Origin of the sequence: Variovorax sp. WDL1 (genome assembly GCF_001541225.1) — a bacterium.
Classification (GTDB): Bacteria; Pseudomonadota; Gammaproteobacteria; order Burkholderiales; family Burkholderiaceae_C; genus Variovorax.
In genome coordinates, this window is record NZ_LMTS01000177.1 from 1 (window position 1) to 25603 (window position 25603).

27 protein-coding genes and 1 pseudogene are annotated in these 25603 nt (G+C 69.9%); 18 read left to right on the forward strand and 10 right to left on the reverse strand.

Translation table 11 applies throughout. The features are described from left to right. The first annotated feature begins 320 nt into the window (after positions 1-320). From APY03_RS24915 to APY03_RS24930, 4 genes are all read left to right on the forward strand, one after another. Positions 321-1067 (forward strand): ABC transporter ATP-binding protein, encoded by a 747-nt coding sequence (locus tag APY03_RS24915; RefSeq protein ID WP_068681128.1) that lies wholly within the window; start codon positions 321-323, stop codon positions 1065-1067. Positions 1068-1191: 124 nt separating this feature from the next. Beyond that, a complete protein-coding gene (locus tag APY03_RS24920) occupies positions 1192-2109 on the forward strand; it encodes a DUF72 domain-containing protein (protein ID WP_068681130.1) in 918 nt (305 codons plus the stop codon). Further along, positions 2106-2567 (forward strand): DUF4259 domain-containing protein, encoded by a 462-nt coding sequence (locus APY03_RS24925; RefSeq protein ID WP_068681132.1) that lies wholly within the window; start codon positions 2106-2108, stop codon positions 2565-2567. Before APY03_RS24920 ends, APY03_RS24925 begins: the two co-directional genes overlap by 4 nt. Positions 2568-2656: 89 nt before the next feature. Beyond that, positions 2657-3157 (forward strand): hypothetical protein, encoded by a 501-nt coding sequence (locus tag APY03_RS24930; protein WP_068681134.1) that lies wholly within the window; start codon positions 2657-2659, stop codon positions 3155-3157. On the opposite strand, the gene APY03_RS24935 is transcribed toward APY03_RS24930, so the two are convergent. Further along, positions 3158-4255: a substrate-binding domain-containing protein gene (locus tag APY03_RS24935; protein WP_068681136.1), complete on the reverse strand. Its 1098-nt coding sequence runs from the start codon at positions 4253-4255 to the stop codon at positions 3158-3160. Between the two features lie 126 nt (positions 4256-4381). On the opposite strand from APY03_RS24935, the gene APY03_RS24940 reads away from it, so the two are divergent. From APY03_RS24940 to APY03_RS24950, 3 genes are read left to right on the forward strand one after another with little or no spacing between them, the layout of a single operon-like run. Then, the gene (locus APY03_RS24940) at positions 4382-5131 is read left to right on the forward strand and encodes an ABC transporter permease (RefSeq protein ID WP_068681138.1); all 750 of its coding nucleotides are present in this window, start codon (positions 4382-4384) and stop codon (positions 5129-5131) included. Then, positions 5128-5889 (forward strand): ABC transporter ATP-binding protein, encoded by a 762-nt coding sequence (locus APY03_RS24945; protein ID WP_068681140.1) that lies wholly within the window; start codon positions 5128-5130, stop codon positions 5887-5889. The genes APY03_RS24940 and APY03_RS24945 overlap by 4 nt, the downstream gene beginning before the upstream one ends. Then, positions 5886-6716 carry a substrate-binding domain-containing protein gene (locus tag APY03_RS24950; RefSeq protein WP_068681142.1) on the forward strand — a complete coding sequence of 277 codons (831 nt, stop codon included), beginning with the start codon at positions 5886-5888 and terminating at the stop codon, positions 6714-6716. The genes APY03_RS24945 and APY03_RS24950 overlap by 4 nt, the downstream gene beginning before the upstream one ends. A 67-nt stretch (positions 6717-6783) precedes the next feature. Here the strand turns inward: APY03_RS24950 and APY03_RS24955 are convergent, their stop codons facing one another. Continuing rightward, complete coding sequence (locus APY03_RS24955; protein WP_068681144.1) at positions 6784-7251, reverse strand: winged helix-turn-helix transcriptional regulator; 468 nt, start codon at positions 7249-7251, stop codon at positions 6784-6786. 129 nt (positions 7252-7380) lie between these two features. Here APY03_RS24955 and APY03_RS24960 point away from each other — a divergent pair, with 129 nt between their 5' ends. After that, positions 7381-8691: a D-amino acid dehydrogenase gene (locus tag APY03_RS24960; protein WP_068681145.1), complete on the forward strand. Its 1311-nt coding sequence runs from the start codon at positions 7381-7383 to the stop codon at positions 8689-8691. Here APY03_RS24960 and APY03_RS24965 read toward each other — a convergent pair whose 3' ends face one another. After that, entirely contained in the window at positions 8692-9594 is a 903-nt protein-coding gene (locus tag APY03_RS24965; RefSeq protein WP_068681147.1) for a ketopantoate reductase family protein, read from the reverse strand. It abuts the gene before it with no gap. A 145-nt stretch (positions 9595-9739) separates the two neighbouring features. Between APY03_RS24965 and APY03_RS24970 the strand changes: the two genes are divergently transcribed. Together APY03_RS24970 and APY03_RS24975 are read left to right on the forward strand one after the other, a co-directional pair. Next, positions 9740-10630: a DMT family transporter gene (locus APY03_RS24970; RefSeq protein ID WP_068681149.1), complete on the forward strand. Its 891-nt coding sequence runs from the start codon at positions 9740-9742 to the stop codon at positions 10628-10630. 121 nt (positions 10631-10751) lie between these two features. Beyond that, positions 10752-11129, forward strand: coding sequence for a nuclear transport factor 2 family protein (locus APY03_RS24975; protein WP_068681151.1), 378 nt, complete (start codon positions 10752-10754; stop codon positions 11127-11129). Between the two features lie 3 nt (positions 11130-11132). Here the strand turns inward: APY03_RS24975 and modC are convergent, their stop codons facing one another. The 3 genes from modC to modA are packed head-to-tail and all read right to left on the reverse strand — an operon-like array spanning position 11133 to position 13667. Continuing rightward, complete coding sequence (gene modC / locus APY03_RS24980; protein ID WP_068681153.1) at positions 11133-12224, reverse strand: molybdenum ABC transporter ATP-binding protein; 1092 nt, start codon at positions 12222-12224, stop codon at positions 11133-11135. After that, complete coding sequence (gene modB / locus APY03_RS24985) at positions 12221-12895, reverse strand: molybdate ABC transporter permease subunit (RefSeq protein ID WP_068681155.1); 675 nt, start codon at positions 12893-12895, stop codon at positions 12221-12223. Before modB ends, modC begins: the two co-directional genes overlap by 4 nt. Before the next feature lie 10 nt (positions 12896-12905). Beyond that, on the reverse strand, positions 12906-13667 hold the full coding sequence (gene modA, locus APY03_RS24990) for a molybdate ABC transporter substrate-binding protein (protein WP_068681157.1): 762 nt from the start codon (positions 13665-13667) through the stop codon (positions 12906-12908). 59 nt (positions 13668-13726) lie between these two features. On the opposite strand from modA, the gene APY03_RS24995 reads away from it, so the two are divergent. Further along, positions 13727-14479: a TOBE domain-containing protein gene (locus APY03_RS24995; protein WP_102905458.1), complete on the forward strand. Its 753-nt coding sequence runs from the start codon at positions 13727-13729 to the stop codon at positions 14477-14479. Between the two features lie 57 nt (positions 14480-14536). Here APY03_RS24995 and APY03_RS25000 read toward each other — a convergent pair whose 3' ends face one another. Beyond that, positions 14537-15004: a nuclear transport factor 2 family protein gene (locus tag APY03_RS25000; protein ID WP_068681161.1), complete on the reverse strand. Its 468-nt coding sequence runs from the start codon at positions 15002-15004 to the stop codon at positions 14537-14539. A 101-nt stretch (positions 15005-15105) separates the two neighbouring features. Between APY03_RS25000 and APY03_RS25005 the strand changes: the two genes are divergently transcribed. Beyond that, the gene (locus APY03_RS25005; protein WP_068681215.1) at positions 15106-15687 is read left to right on the forward strand and encodes a TetR/AcrR family transcriptional regulator; all 582 of its coding nucleotides are present in this window, start codon (positions 15106-15108) and stop codon (positions 15685-15687) included. A 3-nt stretch (positions 15688-15690) separates the two neighbouring features. Here APY03_RS25005 and APY03_RS25010 read toward each other — a convergent pair whose 3' ends face one another. After that, positions 15691-16905 (reverse strand): DUF418 domain-containing protein, encoded by a 1215-nt coding sequence (locus tag APY03_RS25010; RefSeq protein WP_068681163.1) that lies wholly within the window; start codon positions 16903-16905, stop codon positions 15691-15693. A 140-nt stretch (positions 16906-17045) separates the two neighbouring features. On the opposite strand from APY03_RS25010, the gene aspA reads away from it, so the two are divergent. Next, positions 17046-18467: an aspartate ammonia-lyase gene (aspA, locus tag APY03_RS25015; protein ID WP_068681165.1), complete on the forward strand. Its 1422-nt coding sequence runs from the start codon at positions 17046-17048 to the stop codon at positions 18465-18467. An 87-nt stretch (positions 18468-18554) separates the two neighbouring features. Here the strand turns inward: aspA and APY03_RS25020 are convergent, their stop codons facing one another. Both APY03_RS25020 and APY03_RS25025 read right to left on the reverse strand, forming a co-directional pair. After that, on the reverse strand, positions 18555-18881 hold the full coding sequence (locus APY03_RS25020; RefSeq protein WP_068681167.1) for a thioredoxin family protein: 327 nt from the start codon (positions 18879-18881) through the stop codon (positions 18555-18557). An 82-nt stretch (positions 18882-18963) separates the two neighbouring features. Continuing rightward, entirely contained in the window at positions 18964-20091 is a 1128-nt protein-coding gene (locus APY03_RS25025; protein WP_232081330.1) for a helix-turn-helix domain-containing protein, read from the reverse strand. Positions 20092-20271: 180 nt separating this feature from the next. Between APY03_RS25025 and APY03_RS25030 the strand changes: the two genes are divergently transcribed. From APY03_RS25030 to APY03_RS44415, 5 genes and pseudogenes are all read left to right on the forward strand, one after another. Then, the gene (locus APY03_RS25030) at positions 20272-20766 is read left to right on the forward strand and encodes a (2Fe-2S)-binding protein (protein ID WP_068681170.1); all 495 of its coding nucleotides are present in this window, start codon (positions 20272-20274) and stop codon (positions 20764-20766) included. An 11-nt stretch (positions 20767-20777) separates the two neighbouring features. Next, positions 20778-23222 (forward strand): xanthine dehydrogenase family protein molybdopterin-binding subunit, encoded by a 2445-nt coding sequence (locus tag APY03_RS25035; protein ID WP_068681172.1) that lies wholly within the window; start codon positions 20778-20780, stop codon positions 23220-23222. A 17-nt stretch (positions 23223-23239) separates the two neighbouring features. Next, the gene (locus tag APY03_RS25040; RefSeq protein ID WP_068681174.1) at positions 23240-24031 is read left to right on the forward strand and encodes an FAD binding domain-containing protein; all 792 of its coding nucleotides are present in this window, start codon (positions 23240-23242) and stop codon (positions 24029-24031) included. A gap of 9 nt (positions 24032-24040) precedes the next feature. Continuing rightward, complete coding sequence (locus APY03_RS25045; protein WP_068681176.1) at positions 24041-24967, forward strand: AAA family ATPase; 927 nt, start codon at positions 24041-24043, stop codon at positions 24965-24967. Then, a pseudogene (locus APY03_RS44415) lies at positions 24968-25603 on the forward strand (vWA domain-containing protein); the annotation flags it as partial.

Consider the following 25603-nt stretch of genomic DNA (forward strand, 5'->3'; position numbering starts at 1 on the left):
AACGGGCCTTTGCTTCGCTCGGCCACCAACGGCCTCGCTGTGCGAGGCCTGGAACAGGGCCGTGCGGACGCGTGCCCACGTGAGGATGAGCATGGGCATGGGCATGTGCATGTGCATGTGCGTGAGTGTCAGCGTGAGCGAGGACCAAGCACTTACGCCAGCCTGCACGCCACACAAGGACGCGGCCAGTGGGGTCGCCTTTACCTTGGTTACTTGCTTTTGGCGAGACAAAAGAAAGTGACTCGGCTGCCGGGACGACGCCCCGGCTCCTGCCTCAACACAACAGCAACGCACAGATCAGCGCGGGTGCGCCACCCTTTATGAGCTCCTCCCCCCTTCTCCAACTGGAGGACTTCTGCGTCTCCTACGGCCCCGTCGAAGCAGTCCACCACATCGATCTGCGCGTTGACGCCGGCGAGATCGTCACCGTGATCGGCCCCAACGGTGCCGGCAAGACCACGCTGCTCTGCGCCGCCATGGGCCTGCTGCCTTCACGCGGCCGGGTGCTGCTCGGCGGCGAGCGGATGACGCGCGTCAGCGTCGAGGCGATGGTGGCGCGAGGGGTGGGCCTCGTGCCCGAGAAGCGCGAGCTGTTCGGCGAGATGCCGGTGGAGGACAACCTGCTGTTGGGCGGCTTCTCGCGCTGGTGGCGCGGCGAGCGCGACCAGCGCCAGCGGATGGACGAGGTCTTCGCCATCTTTCCGCGCCTGGCCGAGCGCCGCGTGCAGTTGGCTTCCACGCTGTCGGGCGGCGAGCGGCAGATGCTGGCGATCGGCCGCGCGCTGATGGCGCGCCCGCGCCTGCTGATGCTGGACGAGCCCTCGCTGGGCCTGGCGCCGCTCATCGTGCGCGAGGTGCTGCAGGTCGTGTCCTCGCTGCGCAAGCACGGGGTGTCGGTGCTGCTGGTGGAGCAGAACGCACGCGCGGCGCTGCAGGTGGCCGATCGGGCCTACGTGCTGGAGATGGGCGCGGTCGCGCTGCAGGGCGCGGCCTCGGAGCTCTTGCACGACCGCCGCATCATCGACACCTACCTGGGGCTGGGAGGGCGCGCGGACAAGGTGGCATAGCAAGCGCGGCAGGCGCGGCCTTGTCCTTCACGGCGGGGCCATCCGGCGGCACAGAATCGCACGCCGAGGCCCGGCATCCTGCGCGGGCCCGTACCCGAAGGCCTCTTTCCAGGGCCAGGAACCCATGGCTGGAAGACCGGGCGAGACCCGCATAGGCATCTCAGGCTGGCGCTATGCGCCCTGGCGCGGCAAGTTCTATCCCAAGGGCTTGCGGCAGCGCCAGGAGCTGGCCTTCGCTTCGCGCATGCTGCCCACCATCGAGCTCAACGGCTCCTTCTACTCGCTGCAGCGGCCCGAGTCGTACCTCGCCTGGCACGACGAGACGCCGGACGGCTTCGTGTTCGCGGTCAAGGGCTCGCGCTACATCACGCACATGCGGCGGCTCAAGGACGTGCACATCGCCCTTGCGAACTTCCTGGCGTCGGGGGTGCTGGCCTTGCGCGCGAAGCTGGGGCCGTTTCTGTGGCAACTGCCGCCTTCGATGGCCTACGACCCGGAGCGGCTCGAAGGCTTCTTCTCGCTGCTGCCGCGCGACACGAGTGCGGCCCTGGCCCTCGCACGCCAGCACGACGAGCGGCTGGAGGGCCGAAGCTGGCTCGAGCGTTCCGCGAAGCGGCCGCTGCGCCATGCCGTGGAAGTGCGCCATCCGAGCTTCGTGGACCCCGCCTTCGTCGCCCAGCTGCGCCGGCGCGGCATCGCGCTGGTGGTCGCCGACACCGCAGGACGCTGGCCGCTGCTCGAGGACCTGACCGCCGATTTCGTGTACCTGCGGCTGCATGGCGACAAGGAGCTCTATGCGAGCGGCTACGACGATGCCGCACTGGACCAGTGGGCCGCGCGCATCGATGCCTGGCGCCACGGCCGACAGGTCGAGGATGCACGCAGGGCCTCAGCCCGGGCCGCGCCGCGCCGGGCACGGCGCGATGTGTACTGCTACTTCGACAACGACATCAAGGTGCACGCGCCCTACGACGCCGCGAACCTCGCCCGGCGGCTGGGAGTGGCGACCGGCCTGGGGGCTGATGGAGAATTCGCCGCATGAAATTGTCGAATCGCGCCTGTGTCGCCGCCCTCGCATGGATGCTGACCTTGCCGGCCCACGCAGGTGCCTGGGGCGAAGGCGCCTTCGACAACGATGCCGCCCAGGACTTCCTCGCGGAATGCGCGCGCTCCACCGACGCCGCCGTGGTGACCGAGGCCATCGACATGGCGCTGGTCGCCAGCTTCGTCGATGCCGACGACGGCGCCGCCGCCGTGGCAGCCGCCGAAGTGCTTGCCAGTGCGCTGGGCAGGAATGGCGCGGCGCCGAGGAGCCGGGTGGTGCCCTGCCTGGCTGCGGCGCCGCAAGATCAGCTTCGCGCGCTCGCGCCACGCGCGCAGCAGGCCATGACCCGCGTGACAGACCCCGCATCTTCCGAGCTCGCCCGCCAGTGGGCAGAAGAGAAGCCGAACCGGTGGACGGCAAGCGTGCAGCAGTTGGCGGCACGTCTTCGGCCTTAGCCTCGAGCGCAAACGAGGGGCCCCCGCTGACATTCGCGCGGTACAAAGAACGCGACACTGCCGCAACCAACAACGAACGGAGCCTGAGCATGAAATGGCTGCTGCGCATGTTCTCCGGCATTCATGCCTTCATGGCCCTGCTCTTCGCCTGCGCGTCGCTGATGCTGATTGCAGTGTCGGCGAGCATCTGCTGGTCGGCCGTCGCGGAGGGGCTCGACCGCGCGGCCGCGGAATCGATCATCGAGGCGGTGGGACTGCTGGCTGCGGCAGTCGTCGCGCTGCAGGTGGCGCAGACCATCATGGAGGAGGAGGTGGTCCGCGATGCGCACATCAGCGCGCCGACCCGCGTGCGGCGCTTCCTGTCGCGCTTCATGGTGGTCATCGTGGTCGCGCTGGCGGTGGAAGGGCTGGTGGCGACCTTCAGGGCGCATGATGACCCCGGGCAGCTGCTCTATGCGGCCGGCATGGTGTGCTCCGTGGCGCTGCTGCTGGCCGGGTGGGGCCTGTTCGTCCACCTCAACCGCTCGGCCGAGGAGCTGGAGCCCGAGGCGATGGCCGATGCCAAGCGCGAGGACCGCAAGCTGAGCTGACTACTGCTTCGGCCCCTTGAAGCGCCACCACGGCAGCAGCGCGCTCAGCGACTGCACCTCGCCGCTGCCGGCGCTCTCGTAGCCTGCCAGCGTGCCGAGCTGGTGCTGCCAGGCGGCGCTGCGCAGCAGGGCGAGCAGGGCCTCGACGGCCGGCTGGTCCAGCGCCGACTTGAGGCAGGCCAGGTGGTAACGCTCGTCCACCAGCGGCACGAAGTCAAGGCGCGCTGCGCGTGCGGCCGATTCGATGCCCAGGCCTGCATCGGCCTGCCCGGATGCCACCGCATGGGCCACGGCCGTATGCGAGGGTTCGTCGCGCGCATGGCCCTCCAGCGCGTCCGGGCCCAGCCCTTCCTGCCCCAGCAATTCGTCCAGCAGCACCCGCGTGCCGGTGCCGAGCGCGCGGTTCACATAGCGGGCGCGCCGCCGCGCGACATCGCCGAGGCTGCGCAGGCCCAGCGGATTGCCGGGCGCGACGATCAGTCCCTGGGTGCGGCGCGCGAAGCCGATCAGCTTGTGCAGTCCGGGCTTGAGCAGCGGCTTGTAGGTGCGCTGTGCAAGCGAGCCGGCCGGCGGCCGCTCGAGCGTGTGGAAGCCCGCCATCACGCAGCGCCCCTGGTTGAGCGCGCTGATCGCGTCCAGGCTGCCGGTGAACCGGATGTCCAGCTGCAGCCGCGCGCGCTCGGCCGCATGGGCGCGCAGCAGCACCAGCGCATCGTCGTGGCTGGCATGCAGGCTCAGCACGTGCAGGCCGTCGTCGAAGGCCATGGCGAAGGCGCGCTCCAGGTCGGCGTGCAGGGCCTCGATCTGCGGCGCCAGCCGGGCCTGCGCCTGGCGCTCGGCCCACAGCAGCTTGTCGCCGAACTCGGAGAGTTGCGCCGAGCGGCCCTGCTCGCCGCTGACCAGCGGATGGCCCAGGGCCTGCTCCCAGCGCTTGAGTTCGCCCCAGACGTGGCGGTACGACAGGCCCAGCGCCCGCGCCGCGGCCGAGATGGAGCCGTGCTCGCGCACCGCGTGCAGCAGCTCCATCAGCGGGTTGCGGATCAGCGTGCGTCCGCTGCGGCGCGGGGCAATGGCGTAGGAGAGTTCGATCTGTTGCACGGCGGTGGAAGAGAAGGCCGGGGGACGGCGACGGGATTATGCAGAGTGCACCTTGCACCTATGCACCCGTTTGCATAGGTGTTGCGCCGGCCTTTCCGATACTGCGCGCATTACGCCACCGCACCGATGAACACCTTCACCGACAGCGCCATCGCCGCCTGGCACCTCCTGGTCTCCGGCGACCCGGTGCTGCTCTCCATCGTCGGGCGCTCACTGGCAGTCAGCGCGATGGCTTGCGCGCTGGCCTGCGGATTCGGGCTGCTGCTGGGCGCCTGGCTCGCGGTCGCGCGCTTCACGGGGCGCGGGCTGCTGCTCACGTTGCTCAACACGCTGCTGGCGCTGCCCTCGGTGGTGGTGGGGCTGGTCATCTACCTGCTGCTCTCGCGCTCGGGGCCGCTGGGTTTCCTGGGCTGGCTGTTCTCCTTCAAGGCCATGGTGCTGGCGCAGGCGCTGCTGGTGCTGCCGGTGGTCACGGCGCTCACGCGCCAGGCCATCGAGGATGCCGACCGCGCCCACGGCGAGCAGCTGCGCTCGCTCGGTGCGCGCGGGCTGGTGCGGGCGCTGCTCCTGGTGTGGGACGAGCGATACGCGCTGGTCACCGTGCTGATCGCCGCCTTCGGCCGCGCGGTGTCGGAAGTCGGCGCGGTGATGATCGTAGGCGGCAACATCGACGGCTTCACGCGCGTCATGACCACGGCCATCGCGCTCGAGACCAGCAAGGGCGACCTGCCGCTGGCCCTGGCCCTGGGCCTCGTGCTGCTGGGCGTGGTGCTGCTGCTCAACCTCGCGATCAGCGCGCTGCGCGGCTGGCGCGAGCGTGTCGATGGCGGCGCAGCCGTTGCGGCGGGCCCGCGCGGGGTGGAGGTTGCCTTATGAGCGTTCGTCCCAGCCTGCGCGTCGTGGCCGCGCGCAGCGACAGCGACCCGCATGTCCCCGCGCTGGCAGGGCCCGCGCTCTTCGCCTTGCACGCCATCGATGTGCGCTACGGCCGCGTGCCGGCCCTCGCCGACGTCACGCTGTCCATCCATGCCGGCGAGCGCGTCGCCCTGATCGGCGCCAACGGCAGCGGCAAGAGCACGCTGCTGCGGGTGCTGCACGGCCTGGTGCCGCACGCGGCCGGCGCCTTCGGCAGCCAGGTGCCGCTGCGCGCGCAGGCCATGCTGTTCCAGCGCCCGCACATGCTGCGCATGAGTGTTCACAACAACGTTGCGCTGGCGCTCTGGCTTCGCGGCGTGCCGTGGCGCAGCGCGCAGGGCGAGGCGATGGTGGCGCTGGGACGGGTCGGGCTGGCCGATGTTGCCGGGCGCAACGCGCGCACGCTGTCGGGCGGGCAGCAGCAGCGCATGGCGCTCGCGCGCGCGTGGGCGTTGAAGCCGGCGGTGCTGCTGCTCGACGAGCCTACCGCGAGCCTCGACCCGACGGCCAAGCGCGAGGTCGAGACCCTGATCGCCGATGCGGCACAAGGCCGCACCCTGGTCTTCGCAAGCCACAACCTGGGCCAGGTCAAGCGGCTCGCGAGCCGGGTGGTCTACCTGGAGCAGGGACGGGTGATCGCTGACCTGCCGGTCGAAGACTTTTTCCACGGTCCGCTGCCGGAAGCGGCCCGCTTGTTCGTCAAAGGAGAGCTGGTATGAAGGCATTCAAGTTCCTGGTGGCGGCCCTTTCCCTTGCGGCGGGCAGCCTGGTGGCGCAGGCCGAGACGATCACCATGGCGTCCACCACCTCGACCGAGCAGTCGGGCCTGTTCGCGCACCTGCTGCCGGCCTTCAGGCAGGCCAGCGGCATCGACGTGAAGGTGGTGGCGGTGGGTACCGGCCAGGCCATCGACATGGCCCGGCGCGGCGATGCCGACGTGCTCTTCGTGCACGACGCCGCGGCCGAGGAGAAGTTCGTTGCCGAAGGCTTTGCCGAGAAGCGCTACGCAGTCATGTACAACGACTTCGTGCTGGTCGGGCCCAGGAGCGACCCGGCGGCGGCGAAGGGCAAGGACATCGCCGCGGCGCTGAAGAAGGTGGCCGCAATCAATGCGCCCTTTGTCTCGCGCGGCGACAAGAGCGGCACCGATGCCGCCGAGCGCCGCCTGTGGGCGCAGGCCGGCGTGGGCGAGGCGGGCCAGCCCTTGCCCAATGACCGCAAGGGCACGGGCTACAAGGAATGCGGTTGCGGCATGGGGCCGGCGCTCAACATGGCGGCCTCCAGCGCCGCCTATGTGCTGGCCGACCGTGGCACCTGGCTCAGCTTCAGGAACCGGGCCGGCCTGGCGATCCTGGTGGAGGGCGACAAGCGGCTCTTCAACCAGTACGGCGTGATGGTGGTCAGCCCCTCGAAGTTTCCGCAGCTCAACAGTGCCGGCGCACAGAAGTTCGTCGACTGGGTGATCTCGCCGGCGGGGCAATCCACCATCGCGAGCTACAAGATCGGCGGCGAGCAGCTGTTCTTTCCCAACGCGGGCAGCCAGTAGCGATTCAGGCCGCCGGTGCTCGCGTGGACGCAGGACGCACGCGGCTGGGCTGCCGCAGCGGCACAGCTCACCGGTCGAGCGGCAGGTAGAGGCTTTCCTTGACCTCCTCCATCACGACATAGCTGTTCGATTCTGCAGTGACCGGCAGCTTCTTCAGCAGGTCGCCCAGCAGGCGCCTGTAGTCCTTCATCGCGCGCAGCCGCGCCTTGACCAGGTAATCGAAGCCGCCCGAGACGAGGTGGCATTCCATCACCTCGGGCACGTGCAGCAGCTCGGTGCGCACCTTGTCGAAGACGTCGGCCGATTTGGAGGAGAGCGTGATCTCGACGAACACCAGCAGCGTCTTGCCGATGGCCTGCGGGTCGATGCGCGCGTGATAGCCGGTGATCACGCCTTCGCGCTCCATGCGCCGCACGCGCTCGGTGCAGGGCGAGGTCGACAGGCCGATCTGCTGCGCCAGCTCCGTCATCGGTATGCGGCCCTGCAGCTGCAGGATCTCGAGGATCTTGAGGTCGATACGGTCGAGCTCGGTCATTTCACTCCTGGAAGTCACTGGGGGCCAATCCATGCAGCAAGAAGCACTGGCATTCAGGCGAATTTCAGTGAAGTTTATGGCAGGAGGATGAATAACCTCTGCTTCTCTCTTCAGATCTGCGGGTTTGCCATGAAAGTGATTGTTCTGGGCGGTGGGGTCATCGGCGTGACGACGGCCTATTACCTGGCGCGCGCCGGTGCCGAGGTGACGCTGGTCGATCGGCAACGCAGCCCCGCGGAGGAAACCAGCTTCGCCAATGCCGGCCAGGTCTCGCCCGGCTACTCCACGCCCTGGGCCGCGCCCGGCATTCCGCTGAAGGCGCTCAAGTGGATGTTCCAGAAGCACGCGCCGCTTTCCATCCGGCCGGACGGCAGCCTGTTCCAACTGCGCTGGATGGCCGCGATGCTGAAGAACTGTTCGCCCGAGCGCTATGCGACCAACAAGGAACGCATGATGCGCGTGGCGGAGTACAGCCGCGACTGCCTTCGCGAGCTCCGCTCGCAGACCGGCGTGCGCTACGAGCACCGCACGCAGGGCACGCTGCAGCTCTTTCGCACGCAGGCGCAGCTCGACGCGGTGCAGCGCGACGTCGCGGTGCTGCAGGCGTGCGGCGTGCCCTTCGAGCTGCTCGACCGCCACCAGCTCGCCACGGTCGAGCCCGCGCTGGCGCGCTGCGCGCAGCAACTGGCCGGCGGCCTGCGCCTGCCCAACGACGAGACGGGCGACTGCCACCTGTTCACCCGCGGCTTGGCCGAGGTGGCGCGCGGGTTGGGCGTCGCCTTCCGCTTCGACGAGACCGTCGAGGGCCTGCTCACCGAGGGCGGGCGCATTGCCGGCGTGCGGCTGGCCGGGCCGAAGGCCGAGGTGCTCAAGGCCGATCGCTATGTGCTCGCCTTCGGCAGCTATTCGCGGGCGCTGATTGCGCCGCTCGGGCTGGACATCCCGGTCTATCCGGTCAAGGGCTACTCGCTGACCGTGCCCTTGGTCGACCCCACGCTGGCGCCGCAGTCCACCGTGCTCGACGAGACCTACAAGATCGCCATCACGCGCTTCGACGACCGCATTCGCGTGGGTGGCATGGCCGAGCTGGCCGGGTTCGACCTGCGCCTGAATCCCCAGCGGCGTGCGACGCTGGAGCGGGTGGTTGGCGAGCTGTTCCCCGGCGGCGACCTGCCGCGCGCCAGCTTCTGGACCGGGCTGCGGCCGATGACGCCCGACAGCACCCCGATCGTGGGGCCCACGCCGTTCGCCAACCTGTATCTCAATACCGGCCACGGGACGCTGGGCTGGACCATGGCCTGCGGATCCGGCAAGCTGGTGGCCGACCAGGTGATGGGGCGGCGGCCCGACATCCGCACCGACGGGCTGGCGATGGACCGCTATGCCGCGCCGGAGCGGGGGCGCCTCGTCGCAACCGCGCCGGGCGCTGCCTCGGCCTGATCAGACCGGCAGTGCGGCGCGTGCCTCGAGCAGCTTGACCAGCGTGTGCAGCACTCGATTCACCGGCGTGGCAACACCCAGTGCCTCGCCCTGGCGCAGCACGTAGCCGTTGAGGTGGTCGATCTCGCTGCGCTTGCCGCGCGCCAGGTCCTGTGCGGTGGAGGAGAACTGCGAGGGCATGCTCTCGGCAATGCGCTGCACCGCCGCCCAGGTGTCGCCCGGCACGGCCACGCCGCCGGCCTCGGCCACGGCCAGGCATTCGCGCACCACGTCGGCCATCACGGCCTGCACGCCTTCCCCCTGAGACAGCCGGCCATAGGGCAACTGCGTGATCGCCGAGACGGCGTTGTAGGCGCAATTGAGGATGAGCTTGGCCCAGAGGGCGCCAGTCACGTTGTCGGAGACCTGCGTGGGCACGCCGGCGGCGATCAGCAGCCCGGCGATTTCCGCGCTCCTGGCTGATGGGGCGATGACCAGCTCGCCGCGCCCATGGTGCTTGACGTGGCCCGGCCCGGCCATCTCGCTGGCAACGTAGACCACCGTTGCCGCGACCTCCTGCGCCAGCGCGGCCTGCAGGCGGGTCGCGTTGTCGACGCCGTTCTGCAGCGTGAGCACCAGGGCATCGGGCGCCAGGTGGGGCCGCATCGCCTCGGCGGCGCTCTCGGTGTCGGTGGACTTCACGCAGAAGAGGACGAGCCCGGCATCGCGTACCGCGTCGACGTCGGTGCTGGCCTCCAGCGGCACGCGGGCCTGGAAGGACTGCGTGTCCAGCAGCAGGCCATCGCGGCGGATCGCCTCCACATGCTGCTCCCGACCGACCAGCACCACCGAATGTCCGGCGCGCGCCAGCATCCCGCCGTAGTAGCAACCCACCGCGCCCGCACCCATCACCGCGATCCTCATGATCCTGCTCCGTTCAAGAACTGCCCTGCATGGTAGTGCGCCGTCCGCAGCCTGGCCGGGCAGGGGCGGATCGCATCCCCCTTCTGAATGGGAACTTTCGTGGCACATGGTCAGAGCCGCCATCTCGTGGCACGCTCGGCGTCTCATGAACAGCAATACGCGCGGCACGCTCGAGATGAGCGCGGCGATGGTGATCTCGGGCACGATCGGCTGGGCCGTCGTGCAGTCGGCACAGCCTATCGTCGATCTCCTCTTCTGGCGCTGCATCTTCGGCGCGGCCACGCTGCTGGTCGTCTGCGCGGCGCTGGGCATGCTGCGCGGCACGCTCAGCCTGCGCCTGATCGGCATCGCCGCGCTAGGGGGGGCTGCCCTCGTCCTCAACTGGGTGCTGATCTTCGCCTCCTTCTCCCGTGCGTCGATCTCCATCGCCACCGCTGTCTACAACACCCAGCCCTTCATGCTCGTGGCGCTGGGCGCGCTCTTCTGTTCCGAGCGGCTGACCGCGACCAAGTTCATGTGGCTGGCCGTCGCCTTCGGCGGCGTGCTGCTGATCGCGCAGGCCCAGCCCGATGCGCGCTACAGCGGCGCCGGCTATGCGGCCGGCGTGCTGATGGCGCTCGGCGCCGCCTTCTTCTACGCGCTGGCCGCGATCATCACCAAGAAGCTCAGCGCGGCGCCCCCGCACCTGATCGCGCTGATCCAGCTGTGCGTCGGCATCCTGGTGTTCGCGCCCTTCGCCAGGCTCTCGCACCTGCCCTCCGACCCGGGGACCTGGACTGCCCTGGTGGCGATGGGCGTGGTGTACACGGGCCTGGTGTACGTGCTGCTCTACGGCGCGATACAGAAGCTGCCGACGCACCTGACGGCGGCGCTTTCCTTCATCTTTCCCGTCGTGGCGATCGGCATCGATTTCCTGGTCTTCGGGCACAGGCTTCATCCGATGCAATTCGTCGGTGCGGCCGCCATCCTGATCGCCGCGGCGGGGATGAACCTCGGCTGGTCGCTGCCGCGATCGAAAGCGCCGCTGCCTTTGTAAGACGCAGCGAGGGCGGCGCCAACCGCCCATGACCTCCCACGTCATCGACCCGCGGCGCGCCCCGCGCGACCATTCGTTCACCCCGCGCCGTTGCGGGCCCTGAAGACGAAAGGATCGCACCATGAACACCGCCGCACCCGATGCCGCGCGCATCGCCGAACAGTACATCGCCGTCTGGAACGAGACCGATGCCGAGCGCCGCCTGAAGCTGCTCGAGGCCCACTGGAGCGCCGACGCGCACTATGTCGACCCGCTGATGCAAGGCAGCGGCCACGCGCAGATCAGCGCGCTGGTCGGCGGCGTGCACCAGCGCTATCCGGGCTTCCGCTTCAAGCTCAAGGGCCAAGCCGACGCGCACGGCGACCATCTGCGCTTCTCGTGGACCCTGGGCCCGAGCGGTGCCGAGGACCTGGTCGAGGGCACGGACTTCGTGCAGCTCGAGTCCGGCAAGCTCCGTGCGGTGACCGGCTTCCTCGACAAGGTGCCGGTCGGCGCGTGATCGTCACTCGACGATCGCCACGCCCTTGACCTGCGCATGCACGGCCGTGCCCGCGCGAAGGCGCAGCAGCGCGGCCGACTTGCGCGTGATGCGCGCCAGCAGGCGTGCGCCGCCGGCATCCAGTCCCACCATGACCTGCGCGGGGCCGTCCTCCGCGAGATCGGTCACCGTCGCGGGAACGATGTTGAGCACGCTGGTGTCGGCCTGGGGCGTGAGCGTGAGACTCACGTCGCGGGCCTGGATGCGCACCCGCACGGCCTGGCCGAGGCGCGCGCCGCCGTGCGGCAGCCAGAGCGTGCCGCCGGCGAACGCGAGCCGCGTCAGGCCGAAGGCCGCATCGAAGCCGGTGACACGGGCCTCTACGAGCGCGCCGGCCGCGTCGCCGTGGGCCAGCGGCAGATCGAGCCGCGTCAGCAGCGCAAGGGCCGGGCCGCTGGCGACCACGCGCCCGGACTCCATCAGCACCAGGTGGTCGGCCAGGCGCGCAACCTCGTCCGGCGCGTGGCTCACGTAGATGACGGGAATGTCGAGCTCGGCATGCAACTGCTCGAGGTAGGGCAGGATCTCGCGCCTGCGCTGCAGGTCGAGCGAGGCCAGGGGCTCGTCCATGAGCAGCAGGCGCGGGCTGGTGGCCAGGGCACGCGCGATGCCCACGCGCTGGCGCTCGCCGCCCGAGAGCGTGTCGGGCCGGCGGGCCAGCAGATGGCCGATGCCCAGCAACTCGACCGCCTGCATGAGCGGAACCCGGCGCTGCGCCGCGGCGACCCGCTTCATGCCGTACTCGAGATTGCGCCGCACGTCGAGGTGCGCGAAGAGGCGCGTCTCCTGGAACACGTAGCCCAGCGCGCGCCGATGCGTCGGCACGTAGACCGCATCGTCCTGCCATCGTTCGCCGTTGACCTCCACCACCGAGCCGCCGGCGGTCGGCTGCAGGCCCGCGATGGCGCGCAGGCAGGTGGTCTTGCCGCAGCCCGAGGGCCCGTAGAGGGCGCTCACGCCGCGGCCCGGCAGCGCCAGCGCGACCTCGAGCGAGAAGCCGGGGTGTTCGACCTTCAGGCGCGCCTGCACGCCCATGCCCGCCTCGGCATCGCTCATCGCCGCCGCCCGGTGGGATTGAGCGCATAGAGCGCCAGCAGCACGAGAAAGGAGAACAGCACCATGCCGCCGGCCAGCCAGTGCGCCTGCGCGTACTCCAGCGCCTCCACGTGGTCGTAGATCTGCACCGAGACCACGCGCGTCTCCTCGGGGATGTTGCCGCCGATCATCAGCACCACGCCGAACTCGCCCACCGTGTGGGCGAAGCCCATCACCACGGCCGTGAGGTAGCCGGGCCGCGCCAGTGGCAGGGCCACGCTGAAGAAGCGGTCCAGCGGCGAGGCCCGCAGCGTCGCCGCGGCCTCCAGCGGCTCGTTGCCCATGGCCTCGAACGCGTTCTGGATCGGCTGCACCACGAAGGGCATCGAATACAGCACCGAGCCGATCACCAGCCCCGCGAAGCTGAAGGGCAGCAGGCCCACACCCAGCCATTGGGTGAAGGCGCCGATCGGCCCGTTCGGCCCCATCGTCACCAGGAAGTAGAAGCCCAGGACGGTGGGCGGCAGCACCAGCGGCAGGGCCACCAGCGCGCCGACAGGGCCCTTCCACGCCGAGCGCGTGCGCGCCAGCCACCAGGCCAGGGGCGTGCCCAGCAGCAGCAGGATCAGCGTGGTGAGCGCCGCCAGCTTGAGCGTGAGGATGATGGCGGCCAGGTCGGCGGCGGTGGGCATGTGTGAACGGCTAGACGTCGTAGCCGAAGGACCGGATCACTGCCTTGGCGGCGTCGGACTTGAGGAAGGCCACGAGCGCCACGGCGGCTGCATTGTCCTTGCCGCGGGACAGCAGCACGGCGTCCTGGCGGATCGGGCTGTGCAGTTCGGCCGGCACGATCCAGGCCGAGCCGCTCTTGAGCTTGCCGTTCTCCCACACCTGCGACAGCGCGACGAAGCCGAGCTCCGCATTGCCGCTGGAAACGAAGCCGAAGGCCTGTCCGATGCTCTCGCCCTGCACGAACTTCGGCTCCAGCCGGGCGAGCACGCCCAGCCGTGTCATCGTCTGGACGGCTGCCGCGCCGTAGGGCGCGAGCCTGGGTGCGGCGAGCGCGATGTGCGCGAACTGCCCGCTCCTGAGCACCTCGCCCCTGGTGTCCACAAGATCGGGCCGGGCCGACCACAGCGCCAGCTTGCCGGTTGCGTAGGTGAAGCGGCTGGCCGGCACCGTCGCGCCTGCGGTGTCGAGCCTGGCCGGCGTCACGTCGTCGGCTGCCAGGAAGACATCGAAAGGTGCGCCGCTGCGGATCTGCGCGTAGAACTTGCCCGTCGAGCCCGAGGAGACCACCGCCTTGTGGCCGGTCTCCTTCTCGAAGCCTGCGGCCAGCACCTTCATCGGGCCTGCGAAGTTGGCCGCGACGGCGACCCGGACCTCGGCCGCGTCGACGGCCAGCGATGCGGCCAGCGCGAGCAGGGCGGCGAAAGCACGCGAGAGCGGCAAGGCGGGGTTCATCTTTCGCTATTCATCAATGGAATAGCGAAAGTGTAAGCCCCGACGGCACAATGCCGCGCATGGCATCTCCCCGCTTCGGCGACGCGCTCGGCCACGGCATGAGCGACAAGCGCATCGACATCCTGCGCGGCATCGGCCGCACGGGCAGCATTTCGCAGGCCGCGCGCGAGGCGGCGGTGAGCTACAAGGCCGCGTGGCAAGCGGTCGCGACGCTCACCAACCTGGCTGGCGTGCCGCTGGTGGAGCGGGCGGTGGGCGGCGCGGGCGGCGGGGGAGCCTCGCTCACTGCGCATGGCACGCATCTGCTCGAGCTGGCCGACGCGCTGGCGCGGGCGCGCCGCCAGGTGCAATCGCGTGGCGGGGCGGCGGGCGCAGGCTCGACGGTCGCCCGGCTGGCCATTCGCACCAGCATGCGCAACCAGTTGCCGGCGACCGTGCAGTCGATCGAATCCGCCGGCCGCATCGTCCGCGTGGCGCTCTTGCTGGGCGGCGTGCAGCCCATGGCCGCGCGGATCACGCAGGAGAGTGCCGAGCTCCTGGGCTTGGCCGAAGGCATGGAGGCGATCGCACTGTGCAAGGCGACGGCGGTGCGCATCGACCGCGCCGCCGCGCCGCGCCGGGCCCGCGGCAACCAGCTCGCCGGCGTCGTGCAGGGCGTGGCGCGTGGGGAGAGCGGAGACGAGATCGCGATGGCGCTCGAAGGCGGCCTGCAACTCGTCGGCTTCGCACCCGGCGGTTCGGGGCTGCGTGCGCGGCAGCGCGTGCTGGCCACGGTCGACGAGGCGGCTGTGGTGGTGGCGTTGCCGGGGTAGGGGCATCGCACAGCCGCCTTGATCGGACGGCGGCGGCGCTCACCCGGAGGTGTCAGATCAGAGCCCCAGGTCACTCAGCCCAGGGTGCTCGTCCGGCCGCCGCCCCAGCGGCCAGAAGAACTTGCGCTGGCTCTCCTGGATCGGCAGGTCGTTGATGCTCGCGTGGCGGTGCGTCATCAGGCCGGCGTCGTTGAACTCCCAGTTTTCGTTGCCGTAGCTGCGGAACCAGTTGCCGGCGTCGTCGTGCCATTCGTAGGCGAAGCGCACCGCGATGCGCGGGCCGCCGAAGGCCCACAGCTCCTTGATCAGGCGGTAGTCCAGCTCGCGCGCCCACTTGCGTTCGAGCAGGGCCTGCGCGGCAGCGCGTCCGACCGGGAACTCGGCGCGGTTGCGCCAGCGCGTGTCCTCGCTGTAGGCCAGCGCCACGCGGGCAGGATCTCGTGAGTTCCAGCCGTCCTCGGCCAGGCGAACCTTTTGGGTGGCGGTTTCGGGGGTAAATGGCGGAAGGGGCGGGCGGGTTTCCATGGCGAATTCCTGGTTGGATGAGGTCGGGGTGTACGGAGTAGACAGAGCTGTCTACTCCGCCAGTCTAGCCGAGGTAGACAGAGCTGTCTACAATGGCTCGCATGCCAACCGCACAACTTCCTCAGCGCCAGGAGCTCCCGGCCCGCGACCGCATCCTGCTGACCGCGCACGACCTGTTCTACAGCGAGGGCATCCGTGCCACGGGCATCGACCGCGTGATTGCCGAGTCGGGCGTCGCGAAGCTCACCTTCTACCGGCACTTTCCGAGCAAGAACGAGCTGGTTCGCGCCTTCCTGGCCTATCGCCATGAGCGCTGGATGGCCTGGTTCGTCGATGCGCTCCAGCGCCATGGCGCCGGCCGCGGCAAGGGAGTCGATGCGCTCGTGCCGGCCCTGCGCGAATGGTTCTCGGACCCGGGCTTTCGCGGCTGCGCGTTTCTCAACAGCGTGGGCGAGCTCGGCGGTGCGCTGCCTGAGGTGCTGGAGATCGCGCGCGACCACAAGCTGGCGATGACTACCGAGATCGAGAAGCTGCTGCCGCCCTCGCGCAAGCGCGCAAGAGACGCCCAGTTGATCGCGCTCGCCCTCGACGGCGCCATCGCGCACGCGCAGTTCGACCCGACGCCGGAAGCGGCGCTCAAGACCCTGGAGAGGCTGGTGAACCTGGTGCATGGCGGCGCCTGAGACTCAGCGCACCGACCGCTGCGCCGTCCTGCGCATCGCGGGCCAGCCGCCGACGGTCAGCGCGCGCAGGACCCATTCGACCGGGCCATAGGCGAAGCGGCGCAGCCACCAGGCGCTCGCCGCCATCTGGCCGGCGAAGAGGCCCAGCGCGATCAGCACGCTCATCCCCGGCGAGACCCGGCCCATGAGGCCGAGCCCGTAGCCGGTGAAGATCAGCGAGCACGCCAGCGACTGCAGCAGGTAGTTGGACAGCGCCATGCGCCCCGCGGGCGCCAGCGCGCGAACGGCGCGCATGCCGGCATCGCGCTGGAACAGCATCAGCGCGAGGGCCACGTAGGCGGCACTGAGAAACGGGGCGGTCAGGAGGCTCACGCCCAGGCCCATGATGTCCCGGCCCGAACCGACGCCCCACACCGTGGCGTTTGCATAGAACACGGCGCCCGGCACGCCCACGGCCAGGCCCCAGGCCGCCATGCGGCGCCAGAGGCCACGCCAGGCGTCGAGGTGCGCGAAGACGCGGCGCTGCCCTGCCGCGAAGCCGGCCATGAACATGGCCAGCGCGCACGGTCCCTGGACCAGCACCAGAATCCACCAGCTGTTGCTCCACTCGCGCAGGCGCTGCGCGACCACGCCGGCGGATGGGCCCACCCAGGCCTGTTGCGCAAGCTCCGCACGCGCGAGGGCGCCGGCGAGATCGGTGAACTCGCCGGTGCGCAGCTGCAGTCCGCCCAGCACGATCAGTGTCATCGCCGGCAGCACCGTGAGGACGCAGGCGCGCCGCAGCGCCTGGGCCTCGGTCTGGCGGCGAGCGGCCACCAGCACGAGCCCGAGCACGGCATAGGCGCACAGGATGTCTCCGTGGTAGAGCCAGACCGCGTGCGCCACGCCGATGACCGCGAGCCCGGACAGCCGGCGCAGCATGCGCGGCACGAAGGCCGCGCGGCTGTCCCCGGCCGCGCTCATCTGCAAGGTGAAGCTGTAGCCGAAGAGGAAGGAAAAGAGCAGGTAGAACTTGGTCTCGAACAGGCAGGCTACCCCCCAGCGGACGGCGCGGTCGATGGGCCGGGCGAACAGCGGATCGGGAACTGCCGCGACGTAGTAGGCGGAGGCGAAGGAGGCGATGTTGACGATCAGGATGCCTGCCAGCGCGAAGCCGCGCAGCGCGTCCAGCTGTTGCAGCCGCGCCGGCTGGGACGCATCGGTGGAAATGGGGGCCATGGACGGATCGTAGGGCCCATGGCTGCGGTGCCTTGCGGCGCGCGGGGTGCGCCGAGCGCGCGCCCCGGCTTTGCGGCGAAGCGCCTTGGGCGCACACTCCGGCCCAGTCCCGAAGCAACACGCCGCACAAGGAAGCAAGCATGAGCAAGTTCCGCATCGAACACGACCTGCTGGGTGACCGCGAGGTGCCCGCCGAGGCCTACTACGGCGTCCATACGCTGCGTGCCAAGGAGAACTTCCAGATTTCGGGCACCACCATCTCGGCCTTCCCGGAGCTGGTGATTGCGCTGGCCTCCGTCAAGGAGGCGGCGGCGCAGGCCAATGCCGAACTGGGGCTGCTGCCCCCGGGGCTGCGCGACGCCATCGTGGCGGCCTGCGAGGAGATCCGCCACGGCGCGCTGCACGACCAGTTCGTGGTCGACGTGATCCAGGGAGGCGCGGGCACCTCCACCAACATGAACGCCAACGAAGTGGTGTGCAACCGCGCGCTGGAAATCCTCGGCCACCAGCGCGGCGAGTACCAGTACCTGCACCCGAACGAGCACGTCAACATGGCGCAGAGCACCAACGACGTGTATCCGACGGCGATCCGCGTTGCCACCTGCTTCGCGATCGAGCGCCTGCTGGCCGCCATGGAGCATCTGCGCGGCGCCTTCGCCGCCAAGGCCACGGAGTTCGCGCACCTGCTCAAGATCGGCCGCACCCAGTTGCAGGACGCGGTGCCGATGACCCTGGGCCAGGAGTTCTCGACCTACGCGGTCATGCTGGAGGAAGACATCGCGCGCCTGACCGAGGCCTCGGCGCTGATCCGCGAAATCAACCTCGGCGCCACCGCCATCGGCACCGGCATCACTGCCCATCCCGAGTACGCGGGCAAGGCGCTGGCGGCGTTGCGCAAGATGACAGGGCTCGATCTTTGCACCGCGCCCAACCTGATCGAGGCGACGCAGGACTGCGGCGCCTTCGTGCAGCTGTCGGGCGTGCTCAAGCGCATCGCGGTCAAGCTGTCGAAGACCTGCAACGACCTGCGGCTGCTCTCCAGCGGGCCGCGCTCGGGCCTGGGCGAGATCAACCTGCCGCCGATGCAGGCCGGCTCATCGATCATGCCGGGGAAGGTCAACCCGGTGATCCCGGAAGTGGTGAACCAGATCTGCTTCGAGGTGTTCGGCAACGACCTGACCGTGACCTTTGCCGCCGAGGGCGGGCAACTGCAGCTCAATGCCTTCGAGCCGATCATTGCCAGCGCGCTGTTCCGCAGTTTCAAGCACTTGACGAACGGCTGCACGACGCTGGCCGACCTTTGCGTGAAGGGCATCACTGCCAACCCGGACCGGCTGCGCGAGAGCATCGAGCGCTCGATCGCGCTGGTGACCGCGCTCAACCCGATCATCGGCTACAAGGAGGCGACCGAGGTCGCGGCCGAAGCCTATGCCAACGGGACCAACGTGCGCGAGGTGGTGCTCAGGCGCAAGCTCATGACCGAGGCGGAGCTGGAGGATGCGCTGCGCCATGAGGTGCTGACGCAGCCGCGGGTCTATGAGAAGGCGCGCAAGGGCGGCTGAAGCCGCAGTGGGAAGGGCGGTGATCCGGGCGCGCGTTCGGAGGCCCCATGCCCTGACCCCAACCTCTCCCGGAGAGGGAGCAATACCCTACGCAGGCTGGGCGAGGCGCTGGAGTTCGTCCGAGATCGCATCCGCGCTGGTGGGCCGCACCAGCCGCCCAACTTCCCGGCCGTCTCGCAGGAAGACCAGCGTCGGCCAGAGCTTGATGCCGAACGAGCGGCCCAGCGGCCGGCCGCTGCCGTCCTCGATCTTCAGGTGGCGCAGCGGCTGTGCGCCGGCCAGCGCCTCGGAAATCAGCGGCTGCGCCGCCTTGCAGATGCCGCACCACGGGGCGCCGAACTCGACGAGCGTGGAACCGGAGAGACCGTCGACCTCCTCGCGGGAGGGCTCGACGCTTGCATAGCTTGTGTTCATGCCGTGATTCTGTAAGGGTGGGCGCGGCCGCGCTTGCGCGGGGATTTCGGGGGAGCGCGTCGGTCTTGGCTGACGAGGCAGCTCATGCAGCGTTGGAGCGCCGCCCCCGACCCAGTTTGCGGTAGACGGTCGCGCGGCTGATGCCCAGCGCGCGTGCCGCCTCGGCCACGTTGCCGCGTGCGTCGTCCACGGCACGGCGGATCAGCGCTGTCTCGACATCCCGCAGGCGCGGTCGTTCGGGGGCGGCCGCGTGCGGCGGCGGTGCGCGATCGGCGAGCTGCGGCCTCGCCTGCACACGCAGGCCGGACCAGAGCGGCACCTCCAGCACCGCGTCGCCGCGGCGCGCAGCGTCGAACAGCATCTGCGGCGGCAGCGCGAACAGGTCGCTGCAGTGCGGCGCGGCCTGCGCGCCCGGCAGCCGGTGCAGCATCTGGCGCGCCGCCGTGTTGCTGGCCGTGACGCGGCCGTCGGCATCGATGCAGAGAAGGCCTTCGCTGCCGGGCCCCGCGCCGTAGCCCGGCCAGTCCAGGCGCAGCCGCAGTGCGCACGGATGGTTGTGCACCATCGCGTTCTCGATGCTGTGGGCCGACTGCGCCGCCAGGTGCCGCAGCTCGGGGCGCTCTGCCACCTGCACGCCGGTCAGGTCCAGCATGCCGATGCATTCCCCCTGGGGGCCGAACAGCGGGGCGCCTGCGCAGCTGTAGATGCCGGTGTCGTCGAAGAAGTGCTCGCCGCGGTGCAGCCATACGGATTCGTGCTCGGCCAGCGCGGCGCCGATGGCGGTGGTGCCGACTGCGCGCTCCGACAGGTCGACGCCCACGCGCGCGATGTCGCGCGCATGGCGGTCGGCCGGGTCGCTGCCGCCGGGCAACGGACCGACCTCGATCACGATGCCCTCGGCGTCGGTCAGGATCGCGAAGTAGCGCGTGTCGGCGATGGCGCGCGACAGCCGCGCCAGCACCGGCCGCGCGGCCGCGAGCAGGGCCCGGTTGCGCTCGGCCACGCGATGGATCGCCTGCCGCGTGACCGGATCGAAGCTCAGGCGCTGCTGCGGCCGGTGGCCCGCCGCGAGACAGCGCTGCCAGGAGCGCAGCAGCCAGGGCTCGATGCGGGTGCCGCGTGCGCCGGGCGGTTCGCCCTCGATCCATTCACGCCGCGCCTGGGCAATGGCGAGCGAGCGTTCGGGCAAGGGCGTGGAAGAGATGCTCATCGTGATGGAAGGCGCCGTCATCGACGCATGCTGGAGGCCCCGCCGCGCGGCAGGATGTTTCATTTTGAGAATTTCAAGTGCAAGCCGCAAGCGCCTAGGGTTTTGCCTAGGGTGGTGGCCCCGGCCCGCGGCCAACATTCCAGTTGCCTCTCAAGCCATCACCAACACGGAGACAGCCACATGCAGGTTTCTTTCACGGTCAACGGCCGCGCGGTCACGGTCGATGCACCCCCCAACACCTTCCTGGTGCAAGCAATCCGGGAACACCTCCACCTGACGGGCACCCACGTGGGCTGCGACACCGCGCAGTGCGGCGCCTGCACGATCCTGGTCGATGGCCGCGCGGTCAAGTCATGCAACGTGCTGGTGGCGCAGGTGGCCGACGCCCAGATCACCACCATCGAGGGTGTCGCGCAGCCCGACGGCACGCTGCACCCGATGCAGGCCGCCTTCAAGGAGTGCCACGGCCTGCAGTGCGGCTTCTGCACCCCGGGCATGGTGATGAGCGCCATCGACCTGTGCACCCACCACCCCAAGGCCAGCGAGACCGAGATCCGCGAGCTGCTGGACGGCAACCTGTGCCGCTGCACCGGCTACCAGAACATCGTCAAGGCCGTGCAGATGGGCGGAGAGGCCATGGCGGCCGCGCCGGCCCAGGCCTCGGCCACGGCATAAGGAGCACCACCATGGGCGCACCCGACTTCGCGAAGCTGCCGCACATCGGCGAGGCACTCAGCCGCAAGGAAGACTACCGCTTCCTCACCGGCGCCGGGCAGTACACCGACGACGTGAACCTGGCCAACCAGTCCCACGCCGTGTTCGTGCGCTCGCCGCATGCACATGCGGTGATCAAGTCCATCGACACCGCAGCGGCCTCGAAGATGCCCGGCGTCGTGGGCATCTTCAGCGGCAAGGACATCGACGGCAAGATGGGCGGGCTGCCCTGCGGCTGGCTCATCAACAACCCCGACGGCACGCCGATGAAGGAGCCGCCGCACCCCATCCTCGCCATTGGCAAGGTGCGCTACGTGGGCGACCACGTGGCCATGGTGGTGGCCGATACGGTGGAGCAGGCCAAGAACGCCGCCGAGGCGATCGAGGTCGACTACGAGGTGCTGCCTGCACTGGTGAGCGTGGCGGATGCCGCGAAGAAGGCCGGCGGCGTCACGCTCCACGATGCCGCGCCCGACAGCCAGTGCTACAAGTGGGCGCTGGGCGACAAGGCGCAGGTCGATGCGGCCTTCGCCAAGGCGGCGCACGTGACGAAGCTGGACCTCGTCAACAACCGGCTGGTGCCCAACGCGATGGAGCCGCGCGTCGCCATCGGCAGCTACAGCCGCGCCAACGACGAGTACACGCTCTACGTCGCCAACCAGAACCCGCATGTGGAGCGCCTGCTGATGACGGCCTTCGTGCTCGGCCTGCCCGAGCACAAGGTGCGGGTGATCGCGCCCGACGTGGGCGGCGGCTTCGGCTCCAAGATCTTCCTCTACGCCGAGGACGTGGCGCTGACCTGGGCCGCGAAGCAGCTCAACCGCAGCATCAAGTGGACCGGCGAGCGCTCCGAGGCCTTCCTGTCCGACGCGCATGGCCGCGACCATGTGAGCCATGCCGAGATGGCGATGGACAAGGACGGCAAGTTCCTCGCCCTGCGCGTGCACACCGATGCCAACCTGGGCGCCTACCTGTCGACCTTCTCGACCGCGGTGCCGACCATCCTTTACGCCACGCTGCTGGCGGGCCAGTACACCACGCCGCAGATCTACGTCGAGGTCGACGCCTGGTTCACCAATACCGCGCCGGTCGACGCCTACCGCGGCGCGGGGCGGCCGGAAGCCACCTACCTGCTGGAGCGCCTGGTCTCGCGCTGCGCCTGGGAAATGAACCTGGGCCAGGACGAGATCCGCAAGCGCAACTTCATCACCGAGTTCCCCTACCAGACGCCCGTTGCGCTGCAGTACGACACCGGCGACTTCCACGCTTCGATGGACAAGGCAAAGGAGCTGGCCGAGGTGGCTGGCTTCGCGGAGCGCAAGAAGGAGAGCGAGGCCAGGGGCAAGCTGCGCGGCATGGGCTACTCCAGCTATATCGAGGCCTGCGGCATCGCGCCTTCGAACATCGCGGGTGCGCTGGGCGCCCGTGCCGGCCTGTTCGAATGCGGCGAGATCCGCGTGCACCCGACCGGCAGCGTCACCGTCTTCACCGGCTCGCACAGCCATGGCCAGGGCCACGAAACCACCTTCGCGCAGGTGGTCGCCGCGCGGCTGGGCATCCCGGTGGAGAACGTGGACGTGGTGCACGGCGACACCGGCCGCGTGCCCTTCGGGATGGGCACCTACGGCTCGCGCTCGATCTCGGTCGGCGGCGCGGCGATCATGAAGGCGCTCGACAAGATCGAGACCAAGGCAAAGAAGATCGCCGCCCACCTGATGGAGGCCAGCGATGCCGACGTCGAGTTCGCCAACGGCGAGTTCACCATCAAGGGCACCGACAAGAAGATCCCCTTCGGCCAGGTGGCGCTGACGGCCTACGTGCCGCACAACTACCCGCTCGACAAGCTGGAGCCGGGGCTCGACGAGACCGCCTTCTACGACCCGACCAACTTCACCTTCCCCGGTGGCACCTACATCTGCGAGGTGGAGGTGGACAAGGAGACGGGCGAGGTGAAGGTCGACCGCTTCACCGCGGTGGACGACTTCGGCACCATCATCAACCCGATGATCGTGGAGGGCCAGGTGCACGGCGGCATCGTGCAGGGCCTGGGCCAGGCGCTGATGGAGAACTGCGTCTACGACAGGGAAAGCGGCCAGCTGCTGACCGGCAGCTTCATGGACTACGCCATGCCGCGCGCCGACGATTTCCCGATGTTCAAGCTCGACACCACCTGCACGCCCTGCACCCACAACCCGCTGGGCACCAAGGGCTGCGGCGAGGCCGGTGCCATCGGCTCGCCGCCGGCGTTGATCAACGCGGTGCTCGACGCGCTGTCGCCGCTGGGCGTGAAGGACTTCGACATGCCTGCATCGCCCCATCGGGTGTGGGAAGCCATCCAGAAGGGCAGCGTAAGCCCGACGCAGGAACCGCAGCAAGTGCCCTTGACCGCCAGCACCCAGGGCCGCCCCGCGCCCTGACCAGGAGGAAACCGAACATGTACGCCTTCACACTCGAACGTCCCGCCAACGTGGCGGATGCGGCCAGGCTGGCCGCGGCCGGCGGCAAGCTGCTGGCCGGCGGCCAGACCCTGCTGGCCTCGATGAAGCTGCGCCTTGCGGCGCCCGAGCAACTGGTCGACCTCGGCGGCATCAAGGAGCTGGCCGGCATCAAGAAGGAGGGCAATGCCTTCGTGATCGGTGCCATGACGCGCCATCTCGATGTGGGCGCCAACGCGGAGATCAAGGCCGCCTTCCCGGCCCTGGCCTGGCTGGCCGACCACATCGGCGACCGCCAGGTCCGCGCCATGGGCACCATCGGCGGCTCGCTGGCCAACAACGATCCCTCTGCCTGCTACCCGAGTGCCGTGCTGGGGTCGGGCGCCACCGTCATCACCAGCAAGCGCGAGATTGCCGCCGACGACTTCTTCCAGGGCCTGTTCGCGACCGCGCTGGACGAAGGCGAGCTGATCACCGCAGTCCGCTTCCCGATTCCGAAGCGCGCGGCCTACGAGAAGCTTCGCCAGAAGGCCTCCAACTTCCCGCTGGTCGGCATCTTCGTGACGCAAGGCGACGGCGGCGTACGCGTGGCCGTCACCGGCGCGGGCAACGGCGTGTTCCGGCACAAGGGGCTCGAAGAGGCGCTGACCAGGAGCTTCACGCCCGAGGCCGCGGCAGGGGTGAAGATCGACGCGAGCGAGCTCAACAGCGACCTGCATGCGACGGCTGCCTACCGGGCCAACCTGATCAGCGTGCTGACGCAGCGCGCGGTGCGCAAGGCGCTCGACTAAGCTTTCCGGATGACCGACGCCACGCTTGCCACGACTTTCCCGTTCCCGACCATCGACGCGGTCGTGCAGGCGCTGGAAGGCGCGGGCTACTACGCGGACCGGCGGCTGGCGACGGCGGTGTTTCTCGCGCTCAAGCTGCAGCGCCCGCTGCTGCTGGAGGGCGAGCCCGGCGTGGGCAAGACGGAACTGGCCAAGGCGCTGTCGGGCGCGCTGCAGCGCGAGCTGCTGCGCCTGCAGTGCTACGACGGCCTCGAGCAGCGCGAGGCGCTCTACGAATGGAACTACGCGGCGCAGCTGCTGCACATGCGCGCGGCCGAGGCGCACGGCGCGGCGCGCGACGTGGAAGCCGAGGTCTACCAGCCGCACTACCTGATCCGCCGGCCGCTCCTGCAGGCCCTCCAGGCGCCGGCGCCCGGCGCCGTGCTGCTGATCGACGAGGTCGACCGCGCCGACGAGCCCTTCGAGGCCTTCCTGCTCGAATACCTTGGCGAGTACCAGATCAGCATTCCCGAGCTGGGAACGGTGCGCGCACTGGTCCCGCCGGTGACGCTGCTCACCAGCAACCGCACGCGCGAGCTGAACGACGCGGTCAAGCGCCGCTGCCTGTACCACTGGCTGGACTACCCCGACCGCGAGCGCGAGCTGTCGATCGTGCGCGCCCAGGTGCCGGGCGCCAGCGAGCGCCTCTCGGCGCAGGTCGCGGCCTTCGTCGCGGGGCTGCGCAGCGCCCCCTTCGCGAATGCGTTCCAGCGCGCGCCCGGCATCGCCGAGAGCGTGGAATGGGCCCGGGCCCTGGTCGCGCTGGACACGCTGGCCCTCGACCCCGAGGTCGTGGTGGACACCGCCGGCATCCTCTTCAAGCAGCGCGACGACGTTGCGGCGTTGACGCTGGATCTGGCCTCGGAGTTGCTGAAGGCCGAGGAGGCGGGGACATGAATGCACCAGCTCGGTGACGCCCGCCGCGGCAAGCTGGCCGACAACATGGCCGGTTTCGGCCGTGCATTGCGGCGTGCGGGCGTGCGCACCGATTCGGCCCGCATCGCGCTCGCGGCCGAGGCCGCGATGCTCGTGGGCGTCCATAGCCGGCTCGACCTCGCCGCCGCGATGGAGGCCGTGATGATCAGCCGCGAGCAGGACCGCGGGGTCTTCCGCGAGCTCTTCGATGCCTGGTTCCGCGACCCCGAGCTCGCCGCCAAGCTGCTCGCGCAGATGCTGCCGAGCGCGGAGGGAAAGGCCGAACCCTCGAAGCGCCGGCCGCGGGTGCGCGAGGCGCTCGCCGCGCCGCGCGGGACAGTGCAGGCCGCGCAGACCGAGCGCGAGGTGGACTTCGATGCCGCCATGACCGCCAGCGACCGCCAGCGCATGCACCACGCCGACTTCAACGCGCTGGGCGCCGCCGAGTACCGGCTGGTGGAGCGGCTGGCGCGCGATGTCGCGCTGCCGGTGCCCACCATCGCCGCGCGCCGCCTGCATGCGGCCGGCGACGCCGGCGCGCATTCGCGCATGAACTGGCCGGGCGTCTGGCACGAAGCCGGCCGCACCGGCGGCGAGATGCTGCGCCTGCCGCGGCTC